At 65.6% G+C, this 14745-nt stretch carries 10 protein-coding genes; 9 read left to right on the top strand and 1 reads right to left on the bottom strand.

Features of this window, described 5'->3' with window-relative positions:
- The first annotated feature begins 40 nt into the window (after positions 1–40).
- Together Q8O35_RS02640 and Q8O35_RS02635 are read left to right on the top strand one after the other, a co-directional pair.
- The gene (locus Q8O35_RS02640; protein WP_305570298.1) at positions 41–6712 is read left to right on the top strand and encodes a PAS domain S-box protein; all 6672 of its coding nucleotides are present in this window, start codon (positions 41–43) and stop codon (positions 6710–6712) included.
- Positions 6709–7251 carry a cupin domain-containing protein gene (locus tag Q8O35_RS02635; RefSeq protein WP_305570295.1) on the top strand — a complete coding sequence of 181 codons (543 nt, stop codon included), beginning with the start codon at positions 6709–6711 and terminating at the stop codon, positions 7249–7251. The genes Q8O35_RS02640 and Q8O35_RS02635 overlap by 4 nt, the downstream gene beginning before the upstream one ends.
- 87 nt (positions 7252–7338) lie before the next feature.
- Here the strand turns inward: Q8O35_RS02635 and Q8O35_RS02630 are convergent, their stop codons facing one another.
- Positions 7339–7911 carry an SIS domain-containing protein gene (locus tag Q8O35_RS02630; RefSeq protein ID WP_305570293.1) on the bottom strand — a complete coding sequence of 191 codons (573 nt, stop codon included), beginning with the start codon at positions 7909–7911 and terminating at the stop codon, positions 7339–7341.
- Between the two features lie 174 nt (positions 7912–8085).
- Between Q8O35_RS02630 and Q8O35_RS02625 the strand changes: the two genes are divergently transcribed.
- The 7 genes from Q8O35_RS02625 to rfbG all read left to right on the top strand — a co-directional run bounded on the left by Q8O35_RS02625 (position 8086) and on the right by rfbG (position 14742).
- Positions 8086–9150: a TIGR00180 family glycosyltransferase gene (locus Q8O35_RS02625; RefSeq protein WP_305570291.1), complete on the top strand. Its 1065-nt coding sequence runs from the start codon at positions 8086–8088 to the stop codon at positions 9148–9150.
- A gap of 131 nt (positions 9151–9281) precedes the next feature.
- Positions 9282–10316 (top strand): TIGR00180 family glycosyltransferase, encoded by a 1035-nt coding sequence (locus tag Q8O35_RS02620; protein ID WP_305570289.1) that lies wholly within the window; start codon positions 9282–9284, stop codon positions 10314–10316.
- A 7-nt stretch (positions 10317–10323) separates the two neighbouring features.
- Complete coding sequence (locus Q8O35_RS02615; RefSeq protein WP_305570287.1) at positions 10324–11253, top strand: NAD(P)-dependent oxidoreductase; 930 nt, start codon at positions 10324–10326, stop codon at positions 11251–11253.
- Positions 11222–11977: a cephalosporin hydroxylase family protein gene (locus Q8O35_RS02610; RefSeq protein ID WP_305570285.1), complete on the top strand. Its 756-nt coding sequence runs from the start codon at positions 11222–11224 to the stop codon at positions 11975–11977. Before Q8O35_RS02615 ends, Q8O35_RS02610 begins: the two co-directional genes overlap by 32 nt.
- Before the next feature lie 18 nt (positions 11978–11995).
- Positions 11996–12778, top strand: coding sequence for a TylF/MycF/NovP-related O-methyltransferase (locus tag Q8O35_RS02605; protein WP_305570283.1), 783 nt, complete (start codon positions 11996–11998; stop codon positions 12776–12778).
- Positions 12779–12802: 24 nt separating this feature from the next.
- Positions 12803–13591, top strand: a complete 789-nt coding sequence (gene rfbF, locus Q8O35_RS02600; protein WP_305570281.1) for a glucose-1-phosphate cytidylyltransferase — start codon at positions 12803–12805, stop codon at positions 13589–13591.
- A 29-nt stretch (positions 13592–13620) separates the two neighbouring features.
- Positions 13621–14742, top strand: coding sequence for a CDP-glucose 4,6-dehydratase (gene rfbG / locus Q8O35_RS02595; RefSeq protein ID WP_305570278.1), 1122 nt, complete (start codon positions 13621–13623; stop codon positions 14740–14742).
- Positions 14743–14745: the final 3 nt, after the last annotated feature.

Genomic DNA, 14745 nt, shown 5'->3' with positions numbered 1-14745 from the left:
CGGCTACGCGCTCTGGTAGCTCTTTGATGTTGCCCGACTCATGAAGCGATCATACTCCTGCGGCGCGCGCCAAGCCGCGTCGCCCGAGGCCCTGATGCCCAAATGCAAGACGCCCCCCCCCGACGGCTTTGCAGCAGCCCCGCCATTGCCGTTTTGGAAGATCTGGCTGCCGCCGTTGCTCATCCTTGCGGCGGCGGCGGCTCTGGCCTTGGCCTCGCACACGGACTACCGCCGCGCGGATCGGCTGGACTTTGAGCGCGAAGTCGCTCTCGTTCAAGGACGGCTTGTTGAGCGCACCCAGGACTTCGAAATGCTGCTTCGAGGCGGCGTGGGCCTTCTCAACAACAGCAGCAAGGTCACCAACGCGGAGTGGCGGGGCTACGTGTCCGGCCTGCGCCACACCGAAAACCACCCCGGAGCCCGGGGCCTCGGGTACGCCATCCATGTGCCAGGGCGCATGCTCGCCCAAAAGCAGCAGGAGCTTCAGGCTGATCGGCCCGGTTTCACGGTGCATCCCCCTGGCCGCCGCGACGAATACTGCCTGGTTGTCGCCACCGAGCCCGTGGAGGAGCTGAACCAGCGGGCCATCGGCTTTGACCTCTATTCCGAACCCACGCGCCGCGCCGCCCTGGACCGCGCACGCGACACCGGTGAAATAACGCTCACGGGCAAGGTCGCGCTGGCGCGGGATGATCCCAGCCAGCCCAATCCCAGCGGCCTGTTCTACATGCCCGTGTACTGGGCGGGCCAGCCAACGGGCACTGTGGCCGAGCGCCGCGCGGCCCTGCGGGGCTTTGTCTACAGCCCTTTTCGCATTGCAGACCTGGTTGACGGCGCCCTTGGCCTCCAGAGCGCCCGCCTGGGCCTCGCCATTTATGATGGCGCAACGGCCCCGGAGCATCTGCTGTACAACAAGCCGACCGCTGCGCAGGCGCAGTATGCCCGCACGGTCTCCCTCGGCGTTCATGGCCGCACGTGGCTTGTGACCTTCAGCTGGCCGGAACAGCCGCTTTCCGCATCTGCGCGGCGCGAGCCCCTGGTGCTGCTGCTTGTTGGCGCAATGCTGGCTGGCGCGGTCTTTCTCATCATGCGCAACCTTGACCGCACCCGCGCCCGCGCTGAGAACCTGGCTCGCCAGATGACCGAAGAGCTGCGCCAGAGCGAAGCATACAACCGCGCCGTGTTCCAGCATTCCAGCGTGCCCATCGGGGTAGGCGGCCCTGCCGGGCGCTTCCAGGACGCCAACCCTGCGCTGCTGGGGCTTCTGGGCTACACGCGTGAGGAATTTGTGGCCCTGGGCTGGCTCGACGTCACCCACCCCGACGACAGGGCGGAGAACACCCAGATATTGGCCGAAGTTCTGGAGGCGCGCAAAGACAGCTATCAGCTTGAAACGCGCATGCTGCGCAAGAACGGTCAGGTCGTCTGGACCCTTATGAACGTGGGGGTATCGCGCCGGGAGGACGGCTCGGCCCGATTCTTCATCGGCGCCATAAAGGATATTTCCGAAAGCAAGGCGGCGGAGTCTGCCGAGGCCGAGCGCCGCGCGATGTATCAGGCCATGTTCGAGAACAACCGGGCCGTGGGCCTTCTGGTGGATCCCACGGATGGGGCCATTCGCGACGTCAACCATGCTGCGGCGGATTTCTACGGCTACACGCGGGAAGAGCTCAAGTCGGCCAACGTCCAGCTCCTCAACACCCTGCCGCCAGAAGAGCTTGCGGCAACTTTGTCTGAGGCCGGCGCACGGGGCGGAGTGTTCCACTTTGTGCACAGGCTGAAGGACGGCTCCCTGCGCAACGTTGAGGTGCATTCCGGACCCTTCCAGTCCGGCGGGCAGCACCTGCTCCTATCAACGGTTCAGGACGTAACCGACCGCGTGCGGGCCGAAGCTGCTCTTTCCGAGAGCCAGGGCCGCTTCCAGGCGCTGGTGGAGTCCATGGACCAGGGCGTGGTTCTCTGCGATGAGCTCGGGCGCATCAATTACGCCAACCCGGCCTTTGCGAGGATCATGGCTGCAGAGGCGGAGGGATTGGAAGGCCGCCACATTTTCTCCCTGGTCACCGAGGAGGAAAGCCTCCTCGGCCCGGAACGGCTGGCCGCGCGCCGCCAGGGCTCGCGCCAGGCATACGAGACCTGCCTCGTGCGTCGGGATGGAACAAGGCGCATGGTGCGGGTCATGCCCTTCCCGCTGTACCACCCCAACGGGCAGTTCCGGGGCTCCTGCGGCCTGGTGGCGGACATTACCGGCAAGCACGCCGCCCGAGAGGCCGAACGCCAGCGCCAATTGCGCCGTTCGGCCCTTTTGCGCCTGCACGAGATGCACCAGGCTTCGCGCCAGGAGCTTCTTGATTTCGCCCTGGAGCAGGTGCTGGACATGACCGGCAGTCCCATAGGCTACATCTGCGCCTACGACGACGAAGCCAGGCAATTCACGCTGCACTCCTGGTCCCCGGGACTGCATGACATGTGCGCCGTGAAGGATGCCCAAGACACCTACCATCTGGACGACATCGGCCTTTGGGGCGACGCCGTGCGTTCGCGCCAAAGCGTGCTGGTGAATGATTACTCCGCGCCGCATCCCGGCAAGCGCGGCTGCCCGGAAGGCCATGTGGAGCTCAAACGTTTTCTGTCCGTGCCGGTCATCAGCCTTGGGCGGGTGCGCGCCGTGGTGGGCGTGGCCAACAAGGAGGCTCCCTACACCGAGGAGGACGCCACCCAGCTCAAGCTGTTCATCGACGGCCTGTGGAGCATTCTGGAGCGGCAGGCTGCGGAGCAGGGCCTGCGCGAGATGACGCAGCGTTTCCAGATGGCCGTGCGCGCAGGACGCATCGGACTTTGGGACTGGAACCTCGTCACCGGCGGCCTACACCTGGATCCAATGATGGAGGAGCTTTACGGGCTGAAGGACCGCAACCGCACCGGCACCCCGGAGGATTGGCTGTGCCGGGTGCACCCGGAGGATCGCGAGGCGGTGCGCCAAGCCCTTATGTCCGCCACGGACGAAGGGGGCCGCTTTGAGGCCTCGTTCCGCGTGCAGTTCCCTGATGGCCGGATCAGGCACGTTGAGGCCTCGGCCCTGGCGCACCTGGACTCAAATGGACGGGCGCTGCGCGTGGTGGGCGTAAACATCGACACAACGAGCCTGCATGAGGCGGAGCACAAGCTGGCCCAGAGCCACCGCTTCCTGCAGACCTTGCTCGACACCCTGCCGCACACCTTCTTCTGCAAAGACACCGAGGGCAGATATCTGCTGGTGAACCAGTCTTTTGCAGACATGCACGGCGTCGGCGCCATCGACAATTGCATCGGTCGCTCGATCGAGGATTTCGGGGCGTCCTGGCTTGCCGGGTTGCACCGGGAATGGGACCAGCGCGTTCTGGAGGCCGGACCGGGGGCAACCGTGAGTTATGAATATTCATGGCCCACGGAGGGCGGCGGAGCCGAGCACCGCATGGTCTTCAAAAGTCAGGTGCAGTTCCCGGACGGACGCGCGGGCATTGTGGGCTTCAACGTGGACAACACCCGTCGCAAAGAGGCCGAGGATGCCCTGCGCGAGGAGCGGCGCCGACTGTCCGACGTCATTTTGGGAACCAACGCAGGCACCTGGGAGTGGAACATCGCCGCGGGCGAACTCACGCTCAATGACCGGTATGCCGAAATTGTTGGCTACAGCCTGGAAGAGCTTCAGCCCGTGGACAGCGACACCTGGCTGGGGCTTGCGCATCCGGAAGACCTGGGGCGTTCGGCAAAAACCTTGGAATGCCATTTCGCCGGGCTGACGCCCTATTATGACTGCGAGCTGCGCCTGCGCCACAAGGAGGGGCACTGGGTCTGGACGCACCAGCGCGGCCGGGTGTTCCGCTTCGCCCCGGACGGCAGTCCCCTGGTCATGTCCGGCACCTTGAGCGACATCAGTGAACGCAAGCTGGCCGAGGAGCGCCTCGCGCTGGTGGCCCGGTTCCCGGTGGAGAACCCGCACCCGGTGCTGCGAGCGGACAAGACCGGCGTGCTGCTCTTCGCCAACCCCTCGGCCGAGCCGCTGCTGGAGAGCTGGGGGCAAAAGGTGGGCGGCAGGCTCCCCAGCGAGCTCAGGCGCGAGCTGCGCCTGGCCCTGGCCTCGGCCCAGCCGCGCACCTCGGAGCGTTCCTACGTCAGCGGCATCTACAGCTTCACCGTGACGCCTTTTGTGGACAAGGGCTACGTCAACATCTACGCCGTGAACGTTACCCAGCGCAAAACCGCAGAGATGGCCCTGCGCCTGAGCGAACTGCGCTACCGCGAACTGGCGGTGATGCTCCGGCTCATGTGCGACAACGTGCCGGACATGATCTGGGCCAAGGACATGGAGAACCGTTACCTTTTCGCCAACAAGGCCACCTGCGAGCAGTTTCTGGGCGTGGATGACCCCCAGGCCGCCCTGGGCAAGACGGACCGCAACTTCTGGGAAAACAACCAGGCCGAATGCCCGGATGATCCCAACTGGCACACCATCCAGCTGGCCTGCGGCCAGGCTGATGCCGATGGGATTGATGAGCACGCGGCAGGGCGTTACGAGGAATGCGGCTACAACAGAGGCCGCTTCGAGATCTACGAGGTCCGCAAGGCTCCCTTTGTCAACGACCAGGGGATAGTCATCGGCTCCGTGGGCGCGGCCCGCAACATCACCGAACGCAAAGCGGCCGAGGACGCCCTGGCCAGGAGCGAGGAGCGCTTCCGCACCCTGGCCCAGGTGTCGCCCGTGGGCATCTTCCAGGCCGACGCCAATGGCCGCTGCACCTATGTCAACGACTCCTGGTCCGGCATCACCGGGTTCCAGAAGTCCGCGGCGCTGGGCCTGGGCTGGTTCAAGACCCTGGCGCCGGCCGACCGCAAGGCCACCCTGGATGGTTTCCGCGTAATGACCCGCACAGGCGAGGACTTTGTGGCGGAATACCGGCTGCTCTCGCCGGGGCAAATCCGCAAGTGGGTGCTGGTGCGCGCCGCCGCCCTGCGCGACGCCAACGGCACGTTCACCGGGTATGTGGGCGCGCTGACGGACATAACCGAGCGCAAGCGCTCCGAAGACGCCCTGCGCCGGGCCAAGGCCGCAGCCGAGACCGCCACCCAGGCCAAGGCCCAGTTCCTGGCCAACATGAGCCACGAGATCCGCACGCCTCTGGCCGGGGTCATCGGCACCACCAGGCTGCTGGCCCAGACGCGCCTGGACGAGGACCAGCGTCATTTGGCCGACATGGCAGTAGAGTCCGGGCGAGCGCTCTTGGCCGTGGTCAACGACATCCTGGACTTCTCCAAAATCGAGGCCGGGCAGATGCGCCTGCGGCCCGCGCCCTTTGCCCTGCGCCACAGCCTGGAGACCATGACCGGTCCCACGGCCCTGCTGGCGCGGGAGCGCGGCCTGAGCTTCGACGTGCGCGTGGACCCGGATGCGCCCGACGCCCTGGTGGGCGACGAGGGACGCCTGGGCCAGGTGCTGCGCAACCTTTTGGGCAATGCCCTGAAGTTCACCGAAACCGGAGGCATAACCGTGGATGTGGCCCTGGCGCCGCGTCCGGCAGGCCCGGAGCAGGATTTTGACAACCAGGTGCGCCTGGTCTTCAAGATCGCGGACACGGGCATGGGCATCGACCCCGGCTACCTGCCGCACATCTTCGACAGCTTCAGCCAGGCCGACAGTTCCTACGCCAAGCAGCACGGCGGCACAGGCCTGGGGCTGGCCATCTGCAAGAATCTGGCGGAGCAAATGGGCGGCGGCGTTGAGATCGCCAGCACCCTGGGCCAAGGCACAACCGTCAGCGCCAGCGCCGTCTTCGAGCTGAACCGGGAGGCTATTGCGGCCAGCCAATCCGTCCCTGCTGCCTCCTTGCCGCTCATCTCCGGGGCCGTTACCGGCGAGCCTCAACCAGCGGGCCTGCGCGTGCTTCTGGCCGAGGACAACGCCATCGGGCGCGTGCTCATGGAGCACCTGCTCGTCTGCGGGGGGCACCGCGCGACGTGCGTGGGCGACGGCCTGGAGGTTCTGGCCGCGCTCCAGGCCCAGGAGTTCGACCTGGTGCTCATGGACGTGCAAATGCCGCGCATGGACGGCATCGCCGCCACCAAGCGGATACGCAAAGGCGGGGCCGGGCCGCAGAACGCAGGCATCCCCGTCATCGCCCTCACTGCCTATGCCTCACACGAGGACCGCCAGAACTTCCTCGATTCCGGCATGGATGACGCCGTGGCCAAGCCAGCTGATGAGGCGACGCTCTTCGCCGCCATGGAGCGGGTTATTGCAGCTGCACGCAACCGCACGGCCCTGGCTCAGGAATCCGTTGCGCCACATTCCGGCGTTTCTGCCGGCCAGACCATCGAACCGCACCTGGACCATGACTACCTGCGCCGCACCTTCGGCGACCACGAGGACCTGTTGGCAGCCATGCTGCAGCAGTTCATGAACATCAGCCTGCCGGAAATCGAACAGGCCCTCGACCGGGTGCTGCACACCCAGGACCTCGAGGCTGCAGTGTTTGCGACCCATCGAGCCAGGGGGACCCTGGGGGCCATCGGGGCGGCGCGGGCGGCGCTGCTGGCGGCACAGGCGGAAAGATGCGCCCAGCAGGGAGACTTCGGCCAGTTTCGTGACTGTGTGGAAGGCCTGCGGCAGGAATTGGCGGCGTTGAATCAGTATCTGCGCCAAAACTTCGAACTGCCGAGAGTGGAGCAAGAATGAGAACCAACCCTCGCGGGCCACTGCCAGACGACCCGGAAATAAACGCCATCGTGCGCGCCCTGGGCCTTGCGCCCCTGCCCCAAGAAGGCGGTCTTTACGCCGAAACCTACCGTTCGGCGCGCATTCTGCCCGCCGGGGCGGCCGGACCGGGACAAAGCGGCCCGCGCGCATGCGCCACCGCCATCTACTACCTTGTCACGCCCACGCGCTTCTCCGCCCTGCACCGCGTGGCCAGCACCGAAATATTTCACTTCTACCTGGGCGACCCAGTGCACATGCTGCAACTGCATCCAGACGGGTCAGGCACAACCCATGTCATCGGCACAGACATTCCCGCCGGGCAACGGCCCCAAATGGTCGTCCCACGCGGCGTCTGGCAAGGAACGCGGCTCGCCCCCGGCGGACGCTTCGCCCTGCTGGGCTGCACAGTGAGCCCGGGCTTCGACTTCTGCGACTACGAACACGGCCGCCGCGACACGCTGACCGCGCAGTACCCGCGCTGGGCCAGGGAGATTGAGGCGCTGACGCCGGAGGCTTAGCAGGGAAACAGGGAACGCCGCCTCTGGACCCAAACAGAGGGCATACGCCCTCAGGACTCCGCAGGCTCGCCGGTGGGAGACGCCAGGCTACCGGCTCTGCGCCTCCACCAAATCCATCCAGTGGTGCAGAATGGCTGCGTGGCAGGTTTCGGCCAGGCCGTAGGTATGCGCGGGAACATAAAACGAAAGGTCGGCCAGGCGGCGACTGGCGTTGTCGGCCCGCATGGCCGAAAGGGCCACGGAACGCATGCCCTTGCTGCGGGCTACTTCCAGAGCCTTAATAACGTTGGGCGAATTGCCGCTGCTACTAATTGTGACGAGCAGATCGCCCTCGCGCCCGAACCAGGTAAGGGGCTCGGAAAACACAGAGTCGAACCCCACGTCGTTGCCCAGGGCCGTCATGAGCGAGGGGTCGGTGAACACCTGGGTGCGCACGCGGCCATTTTTGGCCAAGTCGGCGGAAAAATGGCAGGCCAAGGATGCGCTTGCCCCGTTTCCAGCAAAGTAGGCGGTTCCGCCAGCACTGCGGGTGAGCACGGCCCAGTCGACCCAGTGGGCAAAGGCCTGCTCCACATCTGACCGCACGCCGCCATGGGTATGCGTCTGAGTGTGGGCCAGAAGCCCGGCGACATCGGTCATAAAATCCTTCCACGCGCTCATTCTCACTCCTCTTTCGTTGCCCGCAGGTCAGAAAGTTCAGAATTCATTGTGGCCTGATACACAAGACAATGCAAGATCCGGTCCCTTTGCCAATGCGGGAAAGTAGGCCTGTTGTTGACAGCGTGCCGCAAGCCCTCTAGGTTTTGCCCCTGTTGTTCTGGAGGATTCTGGCCTATGGCCGCGCCCATCACGTATATCATCCCCACCCACGAACGCCACGGCTCCCTGCGCCGGGCGCTCGACTACTACCGGGACGTGGACGCAGACATCCTGGTGGCGGACTCCAGCGCCCAAGCCCTGCCAGAGGCTGGTTCGCTGCCCGCGCGGGTGAGCTACCGGCACTTTCCTGGCCAGGGATACGTGCAGAAGCTTTCGCAGGTTGCGCCCATGGTGGAGACGCCCTTTGTGGTCCTCTGCGCGGACGACGACTTCACCGTGCCGCGCGCCGTGGCCGCCTGCCAGGCGTTTCTGGAGGCCAACCCGGACTGCTCCTCGGCCCAGGGCGACCTCCTGAACGCCTTGCTCGAACCCGGCGGAATCCATCTGCGGCCCGCGTATCCCCAGGCCCTGGAGGTGCGCGTGGAGTCGGCCCTTGCCACGGAGCGCCTGCTGGAGATCTCCTCGCCCTACGTGCCCGTGAACCACGCGGTGCACCGCGTCCAGTCCCTGCGCGATTACGTGCGGCTGGCCGAGGGGCTGGAGAACGGCAACCTGCTGGAGATGCTTTTCGCCTTTGTGGCCGCCATCCACGGCAAGCACGCGCGCCTGCCCATGCTTTTCGGCGTGCGCGAGGCGGCGCCGAGCGGCGCGGCCAAGGATCCCAACCGCCGCCACGGGCTGGACAAGGTGTCCACCCTGCCGGAGCATGCTGCGGAGTATGGCCGGTTCGTGGCCGCAGCAGCGGCGCTGCTGTCCGAGCGCCAGGGGCTGGCTCCCCAGGCTGCGGAGCAGGCCGTTCGCGACGCTGTGGCGCTGTTCGCCTCGCGCTATTGCGGCCAGACCCGGCGGCGCAGCTTCTGGAGCAAACTGCCCAAGTATTTTCGCCGCGCCAAGAACCGCATCGCCGGGCGCGACCCCGAGGGCCTGGCTCTGCGCGCCGCAGATGAGAGCGCCGTGAGCAGCCTGCTGTCCGGGCACCAGGCCAGCGCGGTGGGCGCTGGCGCAGTGGACGACCTCATGGACATCCTGGTGCGCATGTCGCCCGGAGCCCGCGTTACTCCGGGCAGCAAGGGCGCATGAACACGCAACAGCTCAACACTGGGGCCGGAGTGGAGGCAATCAGCAAACCCAGCGCAAACAACGCGCCAGATTTTCCGCAAAGCACAAGTCTGTTTTGACAAAGCCCGCAGCGCGGACCATAGTCCCCAGCCATGCAGCACAGCCCGCAACTGACCATACTCATCCCCACGCACCGCAGGCCCCTCCTGCTGGCGCGCGCCCTGCGGCACTACGCGGCAAGCGGGCTAAACGTCATCGTGGCCGACTCCACGCAGGAACCCTTTGCCTTGGCGATGGACTTCCCCATGGCCCGCTACCTGCACCTGCCGGGCATGCCCTTTGAGTCCAAGCTCCAGCGCCTCGCGGAATCCGTAGAGACGCCCTACGCGGTGCTCTGCGCCGACGACGACCTGACCAACATCGCCAGCATGCGCCGCTGCGCCGACTTTTTGGATGCGCACCCCGACCATGTGGGCGCGCACGGCCATTATGTGCGCGTGCTGCGCCAAGCGGGCCGGTGCCTTGTGGAACCCTGCTACCTGGACACGCACCGGGCGGGCATCCTGTCTGACGTTCCCCGCCAGCGCCTGCTTGACCTCTGCCAGCCCTATGTGCCGCTCTTCTACGCCGTGCTGCGCGCAGAGGTTCTGCGCCGCAGCTTTGGCCCAGGGCACGAGGCCGAGCGTTTTTACGCCTCCTCGGAACTGGCGCTGGGCATGGTAGCGGCCATGCTGGGCAAAGTGGCGGTGCTGCCCACCCTGCACACTGTGCGGGACATAATCCCCAGCGTGGATCTTGCGGGCCCCCGCTGCGACAATCTGGGCGTCGTCAGCACCGCGCCCCAGTACCGTGAAGTTTACGGCCTGTTCACGAAACGGCTCAGCCACATCATGGCCGAGGTTTCCGGCCTGGACGAGGCTTCGGCGCGACAGGCGGTGCTCGATTCCATCGCTGGATTTGTGGTCGGCTACTGCGCCCGAGGCAAACGCAGGCCTTTATGGCGAAAGCTTCCAAAGTACGCCCGCCGGCTGGCGCGTGTGCTTGTTCCTGGCCAGGCCGCCAGCCAGGACGCCCAGGCGCAGGCCGCGCGCATCGCCGCGCTGGAAACGTACCTCTCCCCGGCTGGAGCCCAGGCCCACGAGGAGCTTGCCTGCCTCCTCACCGGCCTGGAGTGCAACCCGGGGTAACAACAACATGGCAGACTGCAAGGATATGCGCGTGCTGGTCACCGGCGGCACTGGCTTCATCGGCTCTCATGTGGTGCGGGCGCTGCTGGCGCGCGGGGTTCCTGTCACGGTGCTCTGCCGCGATGCGCAAAAAGCCGGGGCTATGCCCTGGAGCGGCCAGGTAGAGTTCGTCCAGGGCGACCTGGCCCGGCTTTCGCCGAAGCAGCTGGACCACCTGGCCGGGCACGGGCGCATTCTGCACCTGGCCTGGGAGCACCTCAACGCCTACAAATCCAACGTCCACGAGGAAGAGGTTCTGCCCCGGCACCAGGAATTCCTGACGCAGCTCATCAGCCGCGGAGCCAAAAGGCTTTTGGTGTCCGGCACCTGCCTGGAATATGGACTAAGGGAGGGAGCCCTGACTGAGGAGCTCGCCCCACAGCCCACCACGGCCTATGGCCGGGCCAAGGACGCCTTGCGGCGGGCGCTTGAGCCCCTCTGCGCTGAGAGCGGCACTGCGCTGCAATGGGTACGCCTATTCTATATGCACGGACCTGGACAGTCCGAAAAATCCTTGCTCTCCCAACTTGACCGGGCTATTCAAAACAATATGCTGGAGTTCGACATGTCCGGCGGAGAGCAGCTGCGCGACTATCTTCCGGTGGAGGATGTCGCCGACATACTGGTTCGCGTGACCGCGCAAAGCGTGGTCACGGGCGTCATCAATTGCGCCAGCGGCCACCCGGTGACGGTGCGCGCGCTGGTGGAAGCGCATCTCCGCCTGCACAGAGCCGCAATGCGGCTCAACCTGGGCCGCTACCCCTACCCGGACTATGAGCCCATGAGCTTCTGGGGCGACACAACGAAACTCGCCGCGGCCCTTGCCGCCGGCGACGCGCAGGACATCCGCTGCAAAGGGATCGCACATGGAAAAGATGGATACCGTGGACGAAGCTAGAGCCTTCATCCAGGAGCGCGCCGAGCGAATCCGCGCCATGGGTCAGAACCGGGAGCTCAAGACCACGGCGCAGGCCTTTACCGAGGAATCCACAAAGGCTGGCTACTCCTACAATTTCAGCTGGATGGGCCGCCCGATCATCCAGTACCCGCAAGACATGCTCGCCATGCAGGAGATCGTTTGGGATATGCGCCCCGACGCCATCTTTGAGACCGGCATCGCCCACGGCGGCAGCCTGATCTACTCGGCCTCGCTGCTGCAACTGCTCGGCGGCGACGGCTTCGTGCTCGGCGTGGACATCGACATCCGCGCCCACAACAGGGCCGCCATAGAGGCCCACCCGATGTCTCCGCGCATCCGCATGTTCGAAGGCTCGAGCATCGACGAGGCCATGGCCCAGCGCGTGCACGCCGAACTGGCTGGATGCAAGAACCCGCTGGTGGTCCTCGACTCCAACCACACCCACGAACACGTGCTGCGTGAGCTGGAACTCTATTCGCCCCTGGTTAGAAAAGGCGGCTGGCTGGTGGTCTTCGACACTGTGGTCGAGATCATGCCCGGCGACTTCTACCCGGACCGCCCCTGGGGCCTGGGCGACAATCCCATGACCGCCGTGGACGCCTTTCTCAAGACCAATGACCGTTTCGTCATCGACGAAGCCATGGACGCCAAGCTCAGCGTGAGCATGGCCCCGCGCGGCTACCTGCGTTGCGTGCGCGACTAAGCGCCAAGGAGATATATAATGCTTCGCAAACTGCGCCGCGCCGCCCTGGACGCTCTGCCCACGCCCTTGTCCAAGATCATCCGCTGCATCGGCGCGCCCAACAAATTCATCCATTTTCCGGACCCGACCTTCTCGCAAGACGGGCTGGTGACACGGCACAACACCGACTTCATGCATGACCCGCTCTTCGCCGAAAGCTACCGCCTGGGCAAGGCCACAGGATCCTGGCCCGGCGGCGAACCTGCCTGGCGGACCTACGTCGCCTGCTGGGCCGCGCAGAAGGCCGTGGGCCTCGAGGGCGACTTCGTGGAGTGCGGCGTGAACCGGGGCGGCATGAGCCGCGCCATCTGCCATTATGTAGGCTTCGAAAAGCTCGACAAACTGTTCTGGCTGCTCGACACCTACCACGGCCTGGACGAGGACCTGATCAACGAGGAAGAGCGCGGCCAGGGGCGCACCGCGCACAGGGACTACTACACCGAATGCCATGGCGCGGTGAAGGAGACCTTCAAGAACTACCCCGGCGTGCGCGTGGTGAAGGGCGTCATCCCCGGCACCCTTGGGCAGGTCACAGCGGAGAAAGTCAGCTATCTGTCCATAGACATGAACTGCGTGGCCCCGGAAATTGCGGCGGCAGAGCACTTCTGGGACAAGCTGGTCAGCGGCGCTGTAATGGTGCTCGATGACTACGGCTTTGAGCTGCACGAGCCGCAGAAGCGCGCCTTTGACGAGTTTGCGGCCCAGCGCGGCGTGCAGGTGCTCTCCATGCCTACGGGCCAGGGCCTGATCTTCAAACCTTAATCTCGAACGCGAAAGGACCTGCATATGGAAGTCGTCCTGCTCTGCGGCGGTCTCGGCACCCGCCTGCGCGAAGAAACGGAGTTCCGGCCCAAGCCCATGGTGGGCATCGGTTCACGGCCCATCTTGTGGCACATCATGAAGATCTTCGCCTCCCAAGGGCACACGGACTTCGTGCTGGCCCTGGGCTACAAAGGCGAGAGCATCAAGGACTATTTCCTCAACTACGAGGCCATGAACAACGACGTCACCATAGAGCTTGGCAAGCCGGCCCAGGCCCAGCTGCACTCCTGCCACGAAGAGTGCGGCTGGAAGATCACCCTGGCCAGCACAGGAGAGAAAGCCCTCAAGGGCGCGCGCCTCAAGAGGGTGGAAAAGTACGTCAAGGGCGACACCTTCCTTTTGACCTACGGCGACGGCGTGGCCAACGTGGACCTGGATAAGCTCATCGCCTTCCACAAGTCCCACGGCAAAATCTGCACGCTCTCCGGCGTGAACCCGGCCTCTCGCTTCGGGGAGTTGAAGCTCGACGGCGACCGGGTGACGTGCTTCCACGAGAAGCCCACCGGTCCCGGCCAGGGCAAGGACGCCTTCATCAACGGCGGCTACATGGTCATGAACCGCGCCATCTTCGAACGCGTCACCGACGACGACTCCTGCGACCTGGAGTACGGCCCGTTGGAGGCCCTGGCCAATGAAGGCCAGCTCATGGTCTACCGCCACCACGGCTTCTGGGCCTGCATGGACACCCTGCGCGACACGGAATATTTGAACAAGCTGTGGAACGAGGGCCGGGCCGGCTGGAAAGTCTGGTAAGCTCGCAAGGCCAAATAAAAGGAGATCCCATGCTGCGCGTCATGGACGGATTTTACCAGGGCCGGAGGGTGCTCGTCACCGGGCACACGGGCTTCAAAGGCGCGTGGATGTGCCTGCTGCTTGCGCGCGCCGGGGCCAAGGTGCTGGGTTATTCCCTGGACCCGCCAAGCACGCCCAGCCTCTTCAGCCTCACGCGCATGGATGCCGAACCCCTGGCGGGTCTTGCCTCCATCCACGCCGATGTTCTGGACCTGCCGCGCCTGACTCAGGCCGTGGCCGAGTTCGACCCCGAGGTGGTCATCCACATGGCCGCCCAGTCGCTGGTGCGCCCGTCCTACGCCGACCCGGCAGGCACCTTTGCGGCCAACGTCATGGGCACGGTAAACCTGTTGGAGGCCTGCCGCCGGAATCCGCCGCAAAAGGGCCAGCGCCGTGCCATCGTGGTTGTCACCAGCGACAAGTGCTACGAAAACCGCGAATGGGTCCATGGCTACCGCGAGACCGACCGCCTGGGCGGGCACGACCCGTACTCGGCCAGCAAGGGCTGCGCGGAGATCGCCGCACAATCCTATGCGCGCTCATTTTTCGGACCGGAGACCCTGCGTGAGCACGGGACCATCGTCTCCACCGCCCGCGCGGGCAACGTCATCGGCGGGGGCGATTTCGCCACGGACAGGCTCGTGCCGGACATGGCCCGGGCCTTTGCCAAGGGAGAGGCCGTGCGCATCCGCCGCCCGCAGGCTGTCCGCCCCTGGCAGCATGCGCTGGAGCCGGTGAGCGCCTATCTGCTGCTGGCGCGGCGCATGGTGGAGTCCGGGCATCAGTTCGCCGGGCCGTGGAATTTCGGGCCATCGAGCCGCGACGTACGCACCGTTGGGGCCGTGGCCGCGCGCTTCGCCGAGCTCTGGGGGCCGGAGGCCAGCCTGGACCTGACGCGCGACAAGGACACCGGGCCCCACGAGGCTGGCCTGTTGACCCTGGACTGCGCCAAGGCCCACGCTCTGCTGGGTTGGCGGCCAAGGCTGGACCTGGACGCGGCCCTAGTATGGACCTGCGGCTGGTACCGCGCCTGGGCCGATGGACCGTCCTCCAAGACGCCGGACCTGCGCGAGCTGTGCAACACCCGCATCGACGAATTCTTTGACGAGTAGCCG

Origin of the sequence: Humidesulfovibrio sp. (assembly GCF_030689645.1) — a bacterium.
Lineage (GTDB): Bacteria > Desulfobacterota > Desulfovibrionia > Desulfovibrionales > Desulfovibrionaceae > Humidesulfovibrio.
The sequence above is the reverse complement of the archived record's forward strand: the minus strand, read 5'-3'. Positions and strand labels throughout refer to the sequence as shown.